Genomic DNA, 17,223 nt, shown 5'->3' on the forward strand with positions numbered 1-17,223 from the left:
CTCTCATAGCAGGTAGACGCCGGTCATGGCGCGGCACGCCGGGTGACCGGCGGGAGCGGCAGGACACTTTTCGGGGATCGCGACCCCGACCGACTAAGCTGCGTTTTCGTGGTTTCGCCGAAGTCCGAGGAAGCAGCTGTGGAGGATCGTCGTACTCGCCTGCTGGCGGCGGCCGCGATAACGCTGGGACGGCTCTCGGATGTGCTCACTCCGCTGGGTGAACTGTTCGCCGCGCACGGTCATCAGCTGTATCTGGTCGGCGGTAGCGTGCGCGACGCGGTGCTCGGCCGGTTGGGCACCGATCTGGACTTCACCACCGATGCCCGCCCCGAGGTGGTGCAGGAGCTGATGCGCGGCTGGGCCGACCGCCTCTGGGACACCGGTGGTCTGGCCTTCGGCACGGTGAGCGCGGCCAAGTCCGGGCAGCAGCTGGAGATCACCACCTTCCGCAGCGACGCCTACGACCGGGTCTCGCGCAATCCGGAGGTCACCTTCGGCGACACACTCGAGGGTGATCTGGTGCGCCGCGATTTCACGGTGAACGCGATGGCGGTGCGCATCGGCGCGCTGGGCGAGCTGGAGTTCGTGGATCCGCTGAACGGCGTCGAGGCGCTGCTGGCCGGGGTGCTGGATACGCCTGCGCTGCCGCATGATTCGTTCCACGACGACCCGCTCCGCATGCTGCGCGCCGCGCGCTTCGTCGCGCAGCTGGGTTTCCGGCTGGCGCCGCGGGTGCGGGCGGCGATCGTCGAGATGGCTCCGGAGATCGATCGCATCACGGCCGAGCGGGTGCGGGCGGAGCTGGACAAGCTGATCGGCGGCGAATACCCGACCGAGGGCATCGACGTCATGGTCGAGACCGGGCTGGCCGAGCGGGTGCTGCCGGAGGTCCCGGCCATGCAGCTGGAGATCGACGAGCACCATCAGCACAAGGACGTCTACCAGCATTCGCTGACCGTGCTGCGTCAGGCCATCGACCAGGAGCAGGGCGATCCGGATCTGGTGCTGCGCTGGGCCGCCCTGCTGCACGACATCGGCAAGCCGCCGACCAAGCGCAATGAGCCCGGCGGCGGGGTCAGCTTCCACCATCACGAGGTGGTGGGCGCGAAGATGGTGCGAAAGCGCATGCGCGCCTTGAAGTATCCGAAGCAGTTCACCGAGGACGTGGCGCGGCTGGTGTACCTGCACCTGCGTTTCCACGGCTACGGCAAGGGGCAGTGGACCGATTCGGCGGTGCGCCGCTACGTGACCGACGGCGGTGAGCTGCTCCCCCGTCTGCACAAGCTGGTCCGCGCCGACTGCACCACCCGCAACAAGCGCCGCGCCGCCGCCCTGCGTTCGACCTACGACGATCTGGAGACCCGGATCGAACGCCTGCGGGAGCAGGAGGATCTGGAGCGGGTGCGCCCGGATCTGGACGGCAATTCGATCATGGAGCTGCTGGACCTGAAGCCGGGCCCGGATGTCGGCAAGGCGTGGCGTTTCCTGAAGGAACTGCGCCTGGACCGTGGTCCGATGACGCGCGAAGAGGCCGAGGCGGCCCTGCTCGAATGGTGGCCGACCCAGCAGGTTCGATAGCCCCGGGAGTCGGGCTTTCCTAGAAGATGATCAGCGTCGTCCCCGCGACGATGGCCGAGCGGATCTGCGCGAGATCGAACGAGCCGCTGATCGCGGGCAGGTCGACGCTGAAGAACACGTGCTCCCCGACGTGTTCGGCCCGGCTGATGCGCGCCTCGCTGGGCAGCCCCGACAGCGGAATCGGGTTCAGCGTCGTGAATCGCCTGGGCGCGCGCACCTTTCGCCAGTGGGCCCGGTGCACGGTGATGGACAGGACGTTGTCGGTGATCTCGGCCGCGGCCAGCGCCCGGATGCTGCGGCGGCGGTGGCGGGCCAGGATGAGCCCGTCATCGGCGGGCTGCAGTTCCCAGTCCGGCTGCCAGGTGTTGATCCACTCCAGCAGTGCCGCAAGGGTTATCACGCCGGTGAGGTCGAGCTGTGAGGTCCGCAGCTTGGTGGGGACGCCGGGGATCAGCCGCACGCCGTGGGCGATGACGGTGAGTTCCTCGATGGGGTGGGTGTTCCAGATCAGCCCGGTGAGCACGGTTTTGGTCTGGAAGTGCGCCCCGCGCCGGCGCACCTTGAGCGTGTGGAGGGTGGCGCGCAGGTCGTGGCCGAGCAGGGTGGCGCTGACCTCCTGCCCGCCGAATTGGCTCAGGATGCCCTCCGACAGCAGCGTCATGAGGACGTCGGGCATGAGCGCGGTGACTGTCCCGGCTCCGAAGTCGGCGGCTGGTTCGAGCCAGGCGGTGGTGAAACTGGTCCACTGGTCCAGCCAGCTCTGATCGAACAAGCGTCTTCCGAGGTCCATACCCAGGTCTACCGCGCGCAGGGGTGACCAGGCCTTCGGATCGAAATACGTGGCCATGATTGCTTCGAGCGTACTGGCCGCCGGTGCGGGCGCCAGCGGCGCGAAAGTGAACTGGAACACCTTGCCGGCGGTTTTTGTCCGCATCTACGGTTCGATTCGATTGGTATTTCCGTATTTGCGGATCTATTCTTCTTGTCATGCCCGAAATTCGGATTCGTGACGCCGCCCAGCTGCTGGGCGTCAGCGACGACACCGTACGCCGCTGGATCGACGGTGGCGTGCTGTCCGCGCGCAAGGACGAATCCGGTCGCCTGGTGGTGGATGGCAGCGAGCTCGCGGAATTGGCCGTCGAGCAGGCGCGCACTCCACAGACCCGGATGGCTAGTGCCAGTTCGGCACGCAATCGTTTTCCCGGATTGGTCACCAGGGTGGTGGCCGACACCGTGATGGCACAGGTGGAGATGCAATGCGGACCGTTCACAGTCGTGTCGTTGATGAGCAGCGAGTCGGTGCGCGAGCTGGGGCTGCAGCCCGGCAGCGTGGCGTGGGCGAGCGTGAAGGCCACCACGGTGGTGGTCGAGACCGCCACGGAAACCGGTGGCGCGGCCTAGGTTCCAGGTCCGGAGCCGCGCTGGCCGCGACCGCGGTGCTGGGCGCGGGTCTGCTCTCGGGCTGCGGTTCCTCCTCGGACAGCAGTGACACCACGACGATCACGGTCTTCGCGGCCGCCTCGCTCAAGCAGGTGTTCACCCAGCTGGGCACCCAGTACGAGAGCGCGCACCACGGCACGAAGGTGACCTTCTCCTTCGCCGGTTCCTCGGATCTGGTGGCGCAGTTGAATCAGGGCGCGCCCGCCGACGTCTTCGCCTCCGCCGATCAGGCGAACATGGACAAGGCGGTGAAGGGCGGCCGGATCACCGACAAGCCCCAGACTTTCGCCACCAATGTCCTCACCATCGTGACGCCGCCGGGCAATCCGGCGCACATCGGTTCGCTGGCGGATCTGTCCAAGTCCGGGCTGCGCCTGGTGGTGTGCGCGCCGCAGGTGCCGTGCGGTTCGGCCACCAAGAAGGTGACCTCCGGTGCGGGCGTGTCGATTTCGCCGGTCAGCGAGGAGTCCTCGGTGACCGACGTGCTGGCCAAGGTGACCTCGGGGCAGGCCGACGCGGGCCTGGTCTACGTGACCGACGCGGCCGGCGCGGGTAACAAGGTGACGACGGTGAACTTCCCGGAGTCCGCGACCGCCGTGAACACCTATCCGATTGCCACCGTGGCTGATTCGAAGAATGCCGTGGCCGCCAAGGACTTCGTCACGCTGGTCACCGGGCCCGATGGGCAGCAGGCGCTGCAGCAGGCCGGTTTCGGACGGCCGTGATCAAGCCCCCGGTCTGGCTGCTGCTGCCGGCGGCCATCGGCTTCGTGCTGGTGGCCGGTCCGCTGGTGGCGCTGACCGGGGCGGTGGACTGGTCGCATTTCCTGGATCTGATCACCTCGGAGTCCTCGCGGGTGGCGCTGCTGCTGAGCCTGCGCACCTCCGTGGCGGCCGCGCTGCTGTGCGTGCTGCTGGGTGTGCCGATGGCAGCGGTGCTGGCCCGCTCGCGCTGGCGGGCGCTGCCGGTGCTGCGCGCACTGGTGTTGCTGCCCTTGGTATTACCGCCGGTGGTGGGCGGTCTGGCGCTGCTGTACCTGTTCGGGCGGAACGGGCTGGTGGGCCACCAGCTGGAGTCGCTCGGCATCCGCATCGCCTTCAGCACGACCGCGGTGGTGCTGGCGCAGACCTTCGTGGCGCTGCCGTTCCTGGTGATCACGCTGGAGGGCGCGATGCGCACCGCGGGCGACCGCTACGAACGGATCGCCGCCACCCTGGGTGCGCGGCCGTCGCTGGTGTGGTGGCGGGTGACCTTGCCGCTGCTGCGCCCCGCGCTGGTGTCGGGCACGATCCTGGCCTTCGCCCGCGCCCTGGGCGAGTTCGGCGCGACGCTCACCTTCGCGGGCAGCCTGCAGGGGAAGACCCGCACGCTGCCGCTGGAGATCTATCTCCAGCGCGAGTCCGATCCGGATGCCGCCGTGGCGCTTTCGCTGCTGCTGGTGCTGGTCGCGGCGGTGATCGTGCTGGTGGCCTACCGGCGGCCGGAGGCGCGCTAGCGTGGCTGCCATGTCGCCGATATTCGTCTCCCGTGCCGAGCGCATCGTCGAAGCGCTGCTGACCGCCGGCCCGCAGCTGGCCGCCTCGGTGGGCGACCACCGCGCCGATCATCGGCTCCCCGACTGGTCGGCGGAGGCGGTGCGCGGGCATGCCGAGCTGCTGCGCGAGGCCTCGCACACCCTGGCCGAGGTCGATCCGGACGACCTGGCCCCCGCGGACGGCGTCGATCTCGCGCTCCTGCAGCAGCGGGTCGACGGCCTGCTGTTCGAGCTCACCGAAATCCGCGAGCACGAGTGGAATCCGCTGACGCACAACCCCGGACCGCTGCTCCACCACCTGCTGGCGCGCCCGTTCGCGCCCGCCGAGGTGCGGCTGGCGGCGCTGCGCGACCGGCTGGCGGCGGTGCCCGACGCGCTGGCCACGGCCCGCGCGCTGCTCGGCGAGATGCCGCGCGTGCACGTCGAGACCGCCATCGGGCAGTTCGGCGGCGTGACCGCGCTGGTGCGCGATCAGGTGCCCGCGCTGGCCGCCGAGGTGCCCGGCTTCGAGATCGAACCCGCTGCCACCGCGGCGATGTCGGCGCTGACCGACTTCACCGCGTGGCTCACCGGCCGGGTCGAGGGCGCGGACCGCGATCCGCGTCTGGGCCGCAGGCTGTGGGAGGCCAAGCTCTGGCACACCCTGGACACCGAGCTGGGGGCGCGGGAGATCCTGGACCGCGCGCACCGGCACCTGGATCAGCTGACCGGCGAGATCCGCTCCGCGGCAGGCGAACTGCTCGGGGTCGCGAATCCGGATGCGGAGACCGTCCGCCGGGCGCTGGCGCAATTGTCGGCGGACCGACCGGCCGATGACACGGTGGTCGCGGTGGCGACCGCGGCGCTGGCGGAGGCCACCGCCTTCGTCCGCGACCACGACCTGGCCACCCTGGTCGAGGATCCGCTGGTCATCCAGAAGATGCCGGAGTTCGCGCGCGGGGTGGCGGTGGCGTACTGCGATCCGGTCGGCCCGCTCGAAACCGCCGAGCTGCCGACCTTTTTCGCCATCGCACCGACCCCGGCGGACTGGTCGCCCGAGCGGGTGACCTCGTTCTATCGCGAATACAACAACCACATGATGCGTAATCTGACCGTGCACGAGGCCATGCCCGGCCACTACCTGCAACTCGCCCGGTCGCGCCGCTTCCGCGGCTCCACCCCTGTGCGCGCGCTGTGCTGGAGCGGCACCTTCATCGAGGGCTGGGCGGTCTACACCGAGAAGCTCATGGCCGACACCGGTTTCGGCGGCCTGCCGGTCCGGTTGCAGCAGCTGAAGTCCCACCTGCGCATGACCATCAACGCCATCCTCGACCAGTCGGTGCACTGCGACGGCATGACCGAAGCCGAGGCCCTGCGGCTGATGCGGGACCGCGGCCTCCAGGAGGAGGGCGAGGCCGCCGGCAAGTGGCGCCGCACCCTGCTCAGCTCCACCCAGCTCTCGACCTATTTCGTCGGTTATACCGAGGTCGCCGCGATTGCCGCCGCCCGCCCCGCCACCACGCCCCCGCGCGACTGGCACGATGCCATGCTCGCCCACGGCTCCCCTGCCCCGCGCCATCTGCGCACCCTGCTCGGTCTCGACGGGAGCTGATTCGATGACCCGCTCGGCGATCGTTGTGGTCCGGGCTCGCGCGGTGGTGCCCCGAACCTGCTGCGGGGCGGACTGTTACACCCAATTCCCGGTTGCCCGCCAGGTGTGGCCGGTGGGGTACGCATGCTACTCGGGGCGGATCGGATGAGCGGGCTGGCGGTGTCGGCACGTCTGGCCGACCGGGATTTCCAGGTTCGGCTGGAGATTCCGGCCGGGGAGGTGCTGGCCGTGCTCGGCCCCAACGGTGCAGGCAAATCCACCCTGCTGGATGTGGTTGCCGGACTGGTGATTCCGGACGAGGGCGAGGTCCGGCTGGGCGAGCGAGTGCTGACGGATGTCGCGAAAGGCATTGCGGTGGCGCCGCATCGGCGGGCCGTCTCGTTGCTGGCGCAGGATGCCCTACTCTTCCCGCATCTGTCGGTGGCCGCGAATGTGGCCTTCGGGCCGCGCAGCCGGGGTGTGCGCGGCCGGGCCGCCGCCGCTCTCGCGCGGGAATGGCTGCGGGCCGTCGATGCCGAGGAATTCGCGGACCGGTCGCCCGGGTCATTGTCCGGCGGTCAGGCGCAGCGGGTGGCCCTGGCCCGCGCGCTGGCCGTGCACCCGCGGGTATTGTTGCTGGACGAGCCGATGGCCGCGCTGGATGTGACCGCGGCGCCCGCCATGCGTGCGCTGCTGCGGAGAGTCCTGCGGGAACCCGCGTCCGGCAGTGCGGACGATGAAAATGGCGAGTTGATCGCCACCGCACGGGATATCGCCGCGCATCCGGTGAAGCTGCCGGATGCCCGGCCCAGCGCCACGATTCTGGTGACACACGACATCATCGACGCGGTGACCCTGGCCGATCGGGTCGCGGTCCTCGAGGCCGGGCGGGTGATCGAGTCCGGTTCGGTGGCTGCGGTATTGGCGCGGCCCCGCAGCCGGTTCGCTGCCCGGATCGCCGGAGTCAACCTGATCATGGGTGCGGCGGTGAGCGGCGGCAGCGCCGGGCTGGGTGCGGTCACGGACGGGACGGTCGAGGTCTTCGGCCGGTCCGAGGGCGAGTGGACGGCCACCGGGCGGGCGGCGGCGGTGTTCTCGCCGGTGGCCGTGGCGGTGCATCTGGAGCATCCGGAGGGCAGTCCCCGCAATGTGTTCCGGGTGCGGGTGGCGGAGCTGGAGGATCGCGGCGGTCTGGTGCGGGTACGCGGGGTGGACGGTCCGGGGGCGGCCGCGGGCCTGGCCGCGGATCTGACTCCGGCCGCGGTGGCCCAGCTCGGTGTGGTCCCCGGGATGGAGGTGTACTTCGCGGTGAAGGCGACCGAAGTAGAGGTCTACCCGTATTGACCTGTCGCCGGGGGCATTCAGGCGGCCGCCAGGGCGCGCGCAGCAGCTGGTCGCGGTCCATCAGGTCGGCGACCACGTGGTTGCCGGCGCCCCGGCCGAGGGACAGGACCGTGTAGCCGTGCTCCTGCGGGGCGCGGGTGATGTGCCCGCCGAGGGCGCCGCTCGCACCGGCCAGGAGGATGTTCTTGGGGTCGTTCATGTCCATGGGACAGGGAATGCCCGCCGGAAGTGGCAGCACACAGCTGTGATCCATGACACAGTTTCTGGCGTGACATTCTTGTCGCCGGATGCGGGCGCGCCCACAATCGGATCACGACGAACAGCTGGAGGACGCATATGACGCTGGATCTGAACAGCGACCTCGGCGAGGGTTTCGGTGACTACACCATGGGTGACGACGCCGCCATGCTGGACGTGGTCACCAGCGCCAATATCGCATGCGGATTCCACGCCGGGGATCCGGCCATCATGCGCCGCACCTGCGCGCTGGCCGTCGAGAAGGGTGTCCGCATCGGCGCGCACGTCGGCCATCGTGATCTGCCCGGGTTCGGTCGCCGCGCCATCGCGATCGCCCCGGCCGCGCTGCGTGACGAGACGCTGTATCAGATCGGCAGCCTCGATGCCTTCGCCCGCGCTGCCGGAGACCGGGTGCGCTACGTGAAACCCCATGGCGCGCTGTATCACCAGGCCGGCGCCGACCGTGCGCTGGCCGACGCCATCGTCGCGGCCCTGCGGGAGTTCGATGCGCGGCTGGCTCTGCTGGGCCCGGCCGGCACCGAGCTCGAGCGGGCGGCGCTGGCCGCCGGAACCCCGTTCGTCGGTGAGGGTTTCGCCGATCGCGGCTATACGCCGGAGGGTCTGCTCGCGCCGCGCGGACTGCCGGGTGCGGTGCTCGGGGCGGATGCGGCGGTGACGCAGGCGCTGTCGATCGCGCGGGACGGCAAGGCGGCCAGCGTGGACGGCGGCACGGTGGCGGTGACGGCGGCCAGCATCTGCGTGCACGGCGATACGCCGGCGGCGGTCGAGATGGCCCGCCGGATTCGCGCCGCGCTCGACGAATCCGGTACGCCCGTCCGGGCTTTCGCGTGATCCGGGGTGGCTGACCATGACCGGTCCCGGGGAATTCGACGACGTCGGCGAGGTGCGGGCGGCGGGTGACCGTGCGCTGCTGGTGATTCCACCGCTGCGCGCCATGGTGGCCGATCTGGTGTCCGCGCTGCAGCCGCGTCCGACGGGGGTGGTCGATGTGCTGCCCGCCGCGGAAACCGTTCTGGTGACGCTGGATTCGCCGCGGTCGGCGCTCTCGGTGCGAAAGCAGCTGCGGGTCCTGCTGGTCCGGCTCGACGCGGCGGCCCGGGTCACCGCCGGTGACCGCGGCCGGCCCCGTCGGCGGCCGGACCGGATCGGTCATCCGTTCGATGAGGTGGCCGGCAACGGCGTCCCCGTCGAACCCGTCGTGATCCCGGTCCGCTACGACGGTGAGGACCTGCCGGAGGTCGCGCGCCTGCTCGGCCTGACCGTGGCCGAGGTCGTCGCCCAGCACACCGGCACCGTATGGCGTTGTGCCTTCGTAGGTTTCGCGCCCGGGTTCGGCTATCTCGAATCGCCGGACGGCCGCTTGACCGTGCCGCGGCGCGCGCGAGCCCGCACCGCCATCCCCGCGGGCGCGGTGGCGCTGGCGGGCGGCTATTCGGCCGTCTACCCCCGCCGCAGTCCGGGCGGCTGGCAGCTGATCGGGACCACCGACCTCTCGGTGTGGGATGTGGATCGGGAACCGCCCGCCCTGGTGCGCTCCGGCGCCCGGGTCCGATTCGTGGATGTGGGGACAGGCTCATGAGCGGATTACGCGTCGTCCGGGTCGGCCCCCTGGCCACCATTCAGGACCTGGGCCGCCCGGGCTGGTTCGACTCCGGGGTGGGCACCGCGGGCGCGGCGGACCGCGCTTCGCTGCGGCTGGCCAATCGCCTGGTCGGGAATCCGGAGGGCGCGGCGGGCATCGAGGTGCTGCTGGGCGGGCTGGAACTGCTCGCCGATCAGCACGTCACGGTGGCGGTGACCGGCGCCCCGGCCCCGGTCACCGTCGACGACCGCCCCATGGGCGCGGCCAGCGTGCTGGAAATCGAAGAGGGGCAACGGCTGCGGCTCGGCATCGCCGACACGGGTCTGCGCACCTATGTGGCGGTGCGCGGCGGCATCGAGGTCGCGCCGGTGCTGGGCTCCCGCAGCCGCGACACCCTCTCCGGCATCGGCCCCGACCCGCTGTGTCCGGGCGATCGGCTCCCGGTGGGAAAGCCGCCGCGGGCGCTGCCCATCGTGGATGTCGCGCCGGTGCCGGCGCTGGGCAACGACCTGCTCACGGTGCGTGCCGTACCCGGTCCGCGGGCCGACTGGTTCACCGACGCCACCGCTCTCTTCGCGGGCGAGTGGACGGTCTCCCCGGACACCGATCGGATCGGCGCGCGGCTGGACCGGCGCAGCGGTCCCGCCCTGCGGCGCAGCGTACCGAGTGAATTACCCACGGAGGGTATGGCTTTGGGCTCGGTGCAGGTGCCGCCCAGCGGTCAGCCCGTCGTCTTCCTGGCGGATCATCCGATCACCGGCGGTTATCCGGTGATCGCGGTGGTGGTGGACGCCGATGTGGACTGCGTGGCGCAGGCCCGCCCGGGCCAGGCCCTGCGCTTCCGGAAGATCGATTGACGCGGGATTTCGTTGCGCTGCCGCAGGATCGCCGGAGTCGCTACTTCAGCGTCGCGTGCATGAGGTACACGTTGTAGCTGTTCCACGCCGACATGGTGAAGTACAGGTCCTTCCCGCTCGACCACGGATGGATGTACCCGCCGTAGGTCGTCGGATAGTCGTCGGTGTCGACCAGGGTCACCGGATCGGTCCAGGCGCCCTGCGGTTCGGCGGCGGTGCGCAGCACGATGGCGTGGCGGTCCAGATCCAGGTAGATCATCTGCCACTGCCCGGTCGACTCGTCGTAGCGCACCGACAGCTCACCGGCGGTCCCGGACAGGATCGGCGTGGCCAGCTGTTCGTCGGGCCCCAGGGCGGGCACCCAGGTATCGGCGATCCAGTACTGGTAGGCCGACTTGTCGAGCACCTGGTCGGTGGCCACCCGGGCCAGCCCGATGGTGCCGAACCGCCCATTGGGCGTGCCGAACATGTACACGTACCCGTCGTGCGGCGCCATGCCCATGACCTGGAACCGTCCCAGCCCGAAGACGTTGTCCCAGCGCGCCCAATCGGATTTGGTCCAGGTCGCGCCGTTGTCGTCGGACCAGGCCAGCCCGCCCAGATTGGTCCACCACATGCCCGGCTTGTGGCGACTCCACCGGGCCACCGACATGTACGTCAGGTACTGCCGCCCGTTCAGCGCGAAGCCGGAGGTCGGGATGGTGGTGATCTCGAAGTTGTCGACCTTGCGGCTGCTCAGGATCTCGGCGGCGTGACACCGGCTGTCCTGGGCGAAGGTGTCCAGCCGCAGGCCCTGGGAGAGATCGCGATTGCTGCTGAACGCGATGGAGTTGCTGCGCCAGTCCTGGTCCCCGGTGCCCGCGCCGATCGGCCCCCAGCCCTTGCCGAAGGTGTCGCCGAAGGCGACGGCGATCTGCCCGGGCTCGGACTCCCACATGATGCCGAGGTCGGTGCCGTCCACCGACCAGCGCATATCGGTGCGGTTGGTGGAGCCGTGCCCGGTCACCTGGTTCACCAGCGCCAGCGAGTCGAGCTCGGCCGGGGCCACGGGCGCGGCGACCGGCGCGGGAACCAGGGGCTGCACGGCGGGCGCGGGCCGGGGCTGCGGTGGCTCGGGATCGCCGCCGGGCACCGGGATCGGGACGGTCTCCGGAATCTGGTCTATCTGGATGTGCGGCAGCTGAATCCCGCCGGAGCCGGAGCCGGCCTGCGGTGCGGGGGTGGGCGCGGGCGCCGCTTCCGGGGCAGGCTGGTCATCGCCGGTGCCGGGATCTCCGGAGGTGTCGGCCGGGTCGCCCGGCGGGTCGGCCGGATCACTCTCGGGCGCAAGGTTTTCCGGCTTGGGACTCTGGTCGTTGCGCAGGTCCGGGCACGGATTGACGCACGGGTCCGGGGGCAGTGGCGCGGGCTCGATGCGGGTGTTGTCCTGCCGCGGACCCGGAATGGGGACCGGCGTGAACTGCGGGACCGGGACCTGAATGTGGATGGTGTTGTCGGGCGGCTGCGGTTGCGGCAGTGGCACATCCGGGTCGGGTTCGCGGGCCAGCGGATCGAATCCCGTTTCGCCGCAGGCGTTCAACGGCGGCGGGGCCCACGGGGCCAAGGGTCCGGCGGTGGCGGGTGTGGCGGGCAGCAGCATGACCGCGGCCATCGCCAGGCTCGAGAGCGCCAGGGCCGCAGGTGCTTCGGAGCGCCGCGCAGTCATCCGTGGTGCGTCTCCTCGTCCGTGATCGGATCCACCTCACCGTAGTCCTGCGGGCCGCATCCGCGGAGCCGTCCCGCCGTGTCGCCGGAGTGGTGTGACCGAGCCGATACCTACTTCGGCTACATACCGACCCGTCGGCGTGAATTGGCCGCAATGGCCAGGACGCCGCCCGCGTAGACCGCCGCCGCGGCCACCACCACCGCCGGTGAGCGGCCGTCGGCCGGAATCAGCATCGCGGTACCCGCCAGCGCCAGCACGAAGGTGATGTTGAAGACCGTGTCCTGCAGGGCGAAGACCTGCCCGCGGTGCGCGTCGTCGATATCGATCTGCATGGCCGCGTCCCCGGTCAGCTTGATGACCTGGCCCACCAGCCCGAGCAGGTAGGCCGCCGCCAGCAACAGCAGCTCCGCCCGCCGCTCGGCGGCCCCGGTGGCGACGGTGATGGGCGTGACCAGGCCCAGCTGTACCGCGATCGCCGTCACCAGGCCGGTCACCACCGTCCGCGGCCGGCCGAGCCGGGGAATCAGCACCGGCGCGACCACGGCCGCCGTGAGCATGCCCGCCCCGGTCGCGGTGATGGCCGCACTGAATTTCGCGAGGTGCGCCCCCACCGCGGCCTCGTCGCCACGGCGCAGCACCAGCACCATCAGCAGGGTGTCCGCGCCGAAGACGATGCGGTGCGCGCCGATCCCCAGGAAGGTCGTGGTCACCTCCCGGGACCGCCAGGCCGCGGTGGCGCCCTCGCGCAGTCCGGCGGCGATGGCCCGCACCGTGCTCCACCCGCCTCGCGCCGCGGCCTGCTCGCCCCGGTCGGGTCCCAGTGCGCGGGGCCGGAATCCGGCCACCACCAGCCCGCCGGCGATCGAACCGGAGGCGCTGCCGGCCGCCGCCACCGCCGAGGCGAAGTCGCCCGCCCCGATCAGCCCGATGATCGAGAAGGCCAGGCCCGCGCCCAGAACCGCGCACCCCGAGGCCACCGTCGCCAGCACCGAGTTCATCGGGACCAGCCAGCGCTGGGCCAGCACCTTGGGCAGTGACGCGGACACACCGGCGCCCACGAACCGGCTCACCCCGACCACGGACAGCGCGCCCAGCAGCAGCGGGGTGGCGTGCACCCCGGCCAGCAGGCCCGCCGCGGTCGCCACGATGAGCAGCGCGCGCAGCACATTCGCGTAGAGCAGCACCCGGCGGCGATCCCACCGGTCGAGCAGCGCGCCCGCGTACGGGCCGATGATCGAGTACGGCAGCAGCAGGGCCGCGAAGCCGCCGGCGATGGCCAGCGGATCGGTCTGGCGTTCGGGGTTGAACAGAATCGCGCCCGAGAGCGCGGCCTGGAACATGCCGTCGCCGAACTGCCCGGACAGCCGGACCAGCGTCAGCCGCAGGGTGCCGGGATTCTCGCGGAGCCCGGTCGCGACCGCGGCCAGCCGGGCGCGCAGGGTGGCCGGCGGCGGCGCCGCGGTCACCGGGACGGGTGCGTGGTCACCAGCGCGAAGACGGCCGCGCGCATATCGTCGGCCATGGGCAGGTTGTCGACGGTGTCGGCGTCGATCCACTGGTAGCGGTCGTGTTCGAGGGGGTCCAGCCGGATCTCGGCGGCCTCGGTCTCGACCACGAAGCTGTATTTGCGGACCCGGGACTTGGTGCGGGTGGCGTAGTCGAATCCGCCCAGCACGTCGGTGATCCGCACGACGCTCAGCCCGGTCTCCTCGAACAGTTCGCGGGCCACGCAGTCGGCGAAGGACTCGCCGGATTCCACGCCGCCGCCGGGCAGTTCCCACATCCCCCCGTGCGAGCCTTCGGCGACACGCCGCACGACCAGCAGTTTTCCGTCCCGGAAGACGGCCACGCCCACCACGAAATGAGCGATCCCCTCGCTCTCGGCCTGTTGTCGGAGCTCGCGTTCGATGCCCGCGAGTGCCTCGGGTCGCATCCCCCTGCTCTCCCTCTCGTTTCGCTTGCGGCACATCATGATACGGTCGCCGACCGAAACCCGCTGGCGGGTACGACGGCATGCGGGCGGGCGTCACCGCCGCGCACTCACAATCGCCGGGCATTTGCCCGGGCCGGTTGCCGAGAGCGTAGTACCTGGTCGGCGGCGTGCGGAGCAGCGCTGCTCTCACGCTAGAATTTAACCCGGAATTCAGGTTGGGCCGCCGTATCGGCCCCTACCCTGGAATCCGATCGGTGCTCGCCGGTGAGAGGAGTACGGCGGTGTCCACCCTCACGACACCACACATCGATATCCATCGTGGCGGCGACCGCATGAAAACCCGTGTGTCGTGGCTGGATTCGAAGCATTCGTTCTCGTTCGGGGAACACTACGATCCCGACAACACCCATCATGGCCTGCTGCTGGTCAACAATGAGGACATCGTCCTGCCCGGCGAGGGCTTCGAGACCCATCCGCACCGGGACATGGAAATCGTCACCTGGGTGCTGAGCGGGAGCCTGGTCCATCAGGATTCGCTGGGGCACAGCGGGGTCATCTATCCCGGCCTGGCCCAGCGCATGAGCGCCGGTACCGGCATCCTGCATTCGGAGAAGAACGATTCCTGGCGGATCGGCAATGTGCCCGAACACCAGGAGCCGGTGCATTTCGTCCAGATGTGGGTGGTGCCCGACGATTCCGGGCTGACCCCGGGCTATCAGCAGCTGGAGATCGACGACGAGCTGGCCGGCGGCGGCCTGATCACGGTGGCCTCGGGCCTGCCCCGCTACCGCGACCGCACCGCCATCGCCATCGCCAGCAGCCACTCCGCCCTGCATGTGGCCCGGATGTCCGGCGACGCCGCCGAGATCCGCCTGCCGGAAGCCCCCTACCTGCACGTCTTCATCGCGCGCGGCGAGGTGGAGATGGAGGGGGCGGGCACCCTGTACGAGGGTGACGCGGTGCGGTTGACGCGCAGCGGAGGCCAGCGGGTCACCGCGAACATGCCGTCGGAGATTCTGGTGTGGGAAATGCATGCCCGACTCGGCGGGCAATAGCATCGACGCATGAACCAGTACCCGCCGCCGGGGCAGTACGGCCAGTACCCGCCGCCTCCGCACGGAAACTATCCGCCGCCCGGCGGACCGCAGTACTGGCAGGAATCGCCGCAGCGCAAGGGCATGGCGATCACCGCGATGGTCTTCGGCATCCTGGGTCTGCTCACCTTCTGGACGGTGCTGCTCACCATCGTCGGCGTCCTGTGCGGCGCGTTCGCGATCATTCTCGGCGTGATCGCCGCGACGAAGGCGCGCCGCGGCACGTCCGGCGGCTTCGGAATGGCGCTGGCGGGCGCGATCATGGGCGTCATCAGCCTGATCGGCGGCATTCTGGTCGGCGTGCTGGTGTGGGTCGTCTTCAAGGACACCGGCGGCACCGATCTGATCGACTGCCTGAACAAGGCCGGCGGTGACAGGTCCAAGGTTCAGCAGTGCCAGGAGGAATTCAACAAGCGCGTCGAGGACAGGTTCAGCGTCACGCTGACGCCCGCGCCTACCCGCTGACCGGATGGCACTCGCGGGTGGCGGCCAGCACCTCGGCCAGTTCGGGGCGAAAGTCCCCTTCCGGCGGGTGAATCCACGTGCGGTAGGCGCTGTGCTCGTCCGCGGGAGACGGCAGCACGATGGTGCTGCCCGGCTGCGCTACGGAAGCGCAATCACGGAAAAGGTCTGAGAACAAAGCGGTGTCGTAATACGAGTCGTCCGTGGGGCCGGTCAGGAAGGTCCAGCGGCCCGAGCGCGGGTGGGCGATGACGGGCCCGCAGCGGCGCCGGGCGACCAGATGGTCGCGGACCCGGTGGCCCAGGTCGGCGGGCATGGTCACGGCCCCGACGGCCCCGACCTCCAACATGATTCGGCACAGTGCCGAGTCCACCACGCCGTAGAGACCGTGCTCCTTGCGATAGCGCCGGCACCGGGCCAGCGCTTCCTGGGTGGCGGTATACGAGGACGGGTCCAGCGCGCTCATGGCGAACCTCCTGCTACCGACCTTAGGGCCGGGCTATCGGTATGACAATAGTCACACGCCAGTGAGTTCCCCAGCGTAGCATCACTGCTCATGGCACCCGTCTCGCCCACCGTCGCCCGGTGGGAGCTGGTCCTGCGACTGCGCGAACTGCGTGAGCAGTGCGGCTTCGATTCGGCGACCTTCGCCAAGCGTGTCGGCTTCACCCCCGCCAACTGGTCGCACGTGGAGAAGGGCCGGCGCGTCCTCACGGCGACCACCATCGGCCCGGTGCTGGAGCTGCTCGAGGTGGAGGGCGAGGAGCGCGCGGAACTGCTGGAACTGCTGGCGCTGAGCAAGGAGCGCGGCTGGTGGGCCAGGTCCTCGGCGCTGATCGGGCCGGAGCTGCAACGGTATTACGGCATGGAGCTGGGCGCGGAGAGCATCCGCAGCTACGACAGCCTGGTGGTGCCCGGGCTGTTGCAGACCGAGGAATACGCGCGGGCGCTCATCAGCGCCGACGTCATGATCCGTCCCGTCCAGGTGGAACAACTGGTGGCGGTGCGGCTGAAGCGGCAGGAGCGGCTGCGCGGCGACGACCGGGTGGAACTCACCGCGGTGATCGGCGAGGCCACGCTGCTACAGCAGATCGGCGGCCCGAAAGTATTGCGCGGGCAACTGGAACATCTGGCAACACTGCTGGACGAGCTGGATTCCATTTCGGTGCGGGTGATTCCGTTCACCGCGACCCGGGGCGCACTGCTGGGCGGGTCGAGTTTCCATCTGCTGGATTTCGCTTCCGAGAATCTTCCGACGTTCACCTGGGTGGAGAGCGCGGTTTTCGGTGGGGCGGTGGAGGATTCGTCGCAGATTCGCGATCTGCGGTTCGCATTTGTGCGTGCGCTCGACCAATCTCTCGGTCGCGCAGAATCTTTGGAGCTCATCAAACGCTATTCGCAAGGGTAGGATACGCATGCGTAACGGTAAAATGCTGCCCATGCTAAACACCGCGAACTATCAGCCGGTATCCCGCGGCTGGTTCACGTCGTCCCGTACCAATAACGGAAATCAGTGCGTGGAGGTTCGATTCGACGGTGATGCGGTGCTCATTCGTGACAGCAAGTACCGGCGCAATCCGGAACATCGCCTTGAAGACGAGCCCATCATCACCGTCGCCGCGACCGAATGGATGACATTCCTGGCCGCTGTGCTGGGCCGCCACTCCCTCCGCACCGCGCTCAGCGCGGAGACCGGTGCGGACGGCCACACCACCCTCCGGCACCGCGACACCACCCTGGTCTACACCCCCGGCGAATGGCGCGCCTTCATCGACGGGGCCCGCGACGGGGAATTCGACCGTCAGCCGCAAAGCGTCTAGCCACCGAACAGTGCAGTGTCGAGGCTCGGCCGCCGGGGGTCGAGCC

The 17,223-nt window shown here is 69.9% G+C and carries 18 protein-coding genes; 13 read left to right on the forward strand and 5 right to left on the reverse strand.

The genetic code is table 11. The features are described from left to right. The first annotated feature begins 138 nt into the window (after positions 1-138). Entirely contained in the window at positions 139-1,578 is a 1,440-nt protein-coding gene (locus ACWEKS_RS07885; protein WP_452339370.1) for a CCA tRNA nucleotidyltransferase, read from the forward strand. A 19-nt stretch (positions 1,579-1,597) separates the two neighbouring features. On the opposite strand, the gene ACWEKS_RS07890 is transcribed toward ACWEKS_RS07885, so the two are convergent. Beyond that, complete coding sequence (locus tag ACWEKS_RS07890; RefSeq protein WP_452339371.1) at positions 1,598-2,512, reverse strand: hypothetical protein; 915 nt, start codon at positions 2,510-2,512, stop codon at positions 1,598-1,600. A gap of 53 nt (positions 2,513-2,565) precedes the next feature. Between ACWEKS_RS07890 and ACWEKS_RS07895 the strand changes: the two genes are divergently transcribed. The 8 genes from ACWEKS_RS07895 (at position 2,566) to ACWEKS_RS07930 (ending at position 10,163) form a co-directional block, all read left to right on the forward strand. Continuing rightward, positions 2,566-2,979: a TOBE domain-containing protein gene (locus tag ACWEKS_RS07895; protein ID WP_354849050.1), complete on the forward strand. Its 414-nt coding sequence runs from the start codon at positions 2,566-2,568 to the stop codon at positions 2,977-2,979. Between the two features lie 20 nt (positions 2,980-2,999). Then, on the forward strand, positions 3,000-3,743 hold the full coding sequence (gene modA, locus ACWEKS_RS07900) for a molybdate ABC transporter substrate-binding protein (RefSeq protein WP_452339429.1): 744 nt from the start codon (positions 3,000-3,002) through the stop codon (positions 3,741-3,743). Beyond that, positions 3,740-4,513 (forward strand): ABC transporter permease, encoded by a 774-nt coding sequence (locus ACWEKS_RS07905; protein WP_379384544.1) that lies wholly within the window; start codon positions 3,740-3,742, stop codon positions 4,511-4,513. The genes modA and ACWEKS_RS07905 overlap by 4 nt, the downstream gene beginning before the upstream one ends. A gap of 10 nt (positions 4,514-4,523) precedes the next feature. Next, positions 4,524-6,143, forward strand: a complete 1,620-nt coding sequence (locus ACWEKS_RS07910; protein ID WP_452339372.1) for a DUF885 domain-containing protein — start codon at positions 4,524-4,526, stop codon at positions 6,141-6,143. Positions 6,144-6,287: 144 nt separating this feature from the next. Beyond that, a complete protein-coding gene (locus ACWEKS_RS07915; RefSeq protein ID WP_452339373.1) occupies positions 6,288-7,466 on the forward strand; it encodes a sulfate/molybdate ABC transporter ATP-binding protein in 1,179 nt (392 codons plus the stop codon). Between the two features lie 336 nt (positions 7,467-7,802). Further along, a complete protein-coding gene (locus ACWEKS_RS07920; RefSeq protein WP_452339374.1) occupies positions 7,803-8,555 on the forward strand; it encodes a LamB/YcsF family protein in 753 nt (250 codons plus the stop codon). A gap of 16 nt (positions 8,556-8,571) precedes the next feature. Continuing rightward, on the forward strand, positions 8,572-9,303 hold the full coding sequence (locus tag ACWEKS_RS07925; protein ID WP_452339375.1) for a 5-oxoprolinase subunit B family protein: 732 nt from the start codon (positions 8,572-8,574) through the stop codon (positions 9,301-9,303). Next, positions 9,300-10,163 (forward strand): 5-oxoprolinase subunit C family protein, encoded by an 864-nt coding sequence (locus ACWEKS_RS07930; RefSeq protein WP_452339376.1) that lies wholly within the window; start codon positions 9,300-9,302, stop codon positions 10,161-10,163. Before ACWEKS_RS07925 ends, ACWEKS_RS07930 begins: the two co-directional genes overlap by 4 nt. 40 nt (positions 10,164-10,203) lie before the next feature. Here ACWEKS_RS07930 and ACWEKS_RS07935 read toward each other — a convergent pair whose 3' ends face one another. The 3 genes from ACWEKS_RS07935 to ACWEKS_RS07945 all read right to left on the reverse strand — a co-directional run bounded on the left by ACWEKS_RS07935 (position 10,204) and on the right by ACWEKS_RS07945 (position 13,801). Beyond that, complete coding sequence (locus ACWEKS_RS07935) at positions 10,204-11,868, reverse strand: DUF4185 domain-containing protein (protein WP_452339377.1); 1,665 nt, start codon at positions 11,866-11,868, stop codon at positions 10,204-10,206. 119 nt (positions 11,869-11,987) lie between these two features. Then, entirely contained in the window at positions 11,988-13,334 is a 1,347-nt protein-coding gene (locus tag ACWEKS_RS07940; protein ID WP_452339378.1) for an MFS transporter, read from the reverse strand. Then, a complete protein-coding gene (locus tag ACWEKS_RS07945) occupies positions 13,331-13,801 on the reverse strand; it encodes an NUDIX hydrolase (protein WP_379384528.1) in 471 nt (156 codons plus the stop codon). Before ACWEKS_RS07945 ends, ACWEKS_RS07940 begins: the two co-directional genes overlap by 4 nt. A 281-nt stretch (positions 13,802-14,082) precedes the next feature. Between ACWEKS_RS07945 and ACWEKS_RS07950 the strand changes: the two genes are divergently transcribed. Beyond that, the gene (locus ACWEKS_RS07950; protein ID WP_379384526.1) at positions 14,083-14,856 is read left to right on the forward strand and encodes a pirin family protein; all 774 of its coding nucleotides are present in this window, start codon (positions 14,083-14,085) and stop codon (positions 14,854-14,856) included. Positions 14,857-14,865: 9 nt separating this feature from the next. Further along, positions 14,866-15,360, forward strand: coding sequence for a DUF4190 domain-containing protein (locus ACWEKS_RS07955; protein ID WP_452339379.1), 495 nt, complete (start codon positions 14,866-14,868; stop codon positions 15,358-15,360). Here ACWEKS_RS07955 and ACWEKS_RS07960 read toward each other — a convergent pair. Continuing rightward, entirely contained in the window at positions 15,350-15,823 is a 474-nt protein-coding gene (locus ACWEKS_RS07960) for a hypothetical protein (RefSeq protein WP_452339380.1), read from the reverse strand. The genes ACWEKS_RS07955 and ACWEKS_RS07960 overlap by 11 nt on opposite strands. A gap of 90 nt (positions 15,824-15,913) precedes the next feature. Between ACWEKS_RS07960 and ACWEKS_RS07965 the strand changes: the two genes are divergently transcribed. Together ACWEKS_RS07965 and ACWEKS_RS07970 are read left to right on the forward strand one after the other, a co-directional pair. Further along, complete coding sequence (locus ACWEKS_RS07965; protein WP_354849086.1) at positions 15,914-16,765, forward strand: Scr1 family TA system antitoxin-like transcriptional regulator; 852 nt, start codon at positions 15,914-15,916, stop codon at positions 16,763-16,765. A 31-nt stretch (positions 16,766-16,796) separates the two neighbouring features. Further along, positions 16,797-17,177 (forward strand): DUF397 domain-containing protein, encoded by a 381-nt coding sequence (locus tag ACWEKS_RS07970; RefSeq protein ID WP_364609090.1) that lies wholly within the window; start codon positions 16,797-16,799, stop codon positions 17,175-17,177. Positions 17,178-17,223: the final 46 nt, after the last annotated feature.

The sequence above is a fragment of the Nocardia sp. NPDC004711 genome, from assembly GCF_053601595.1.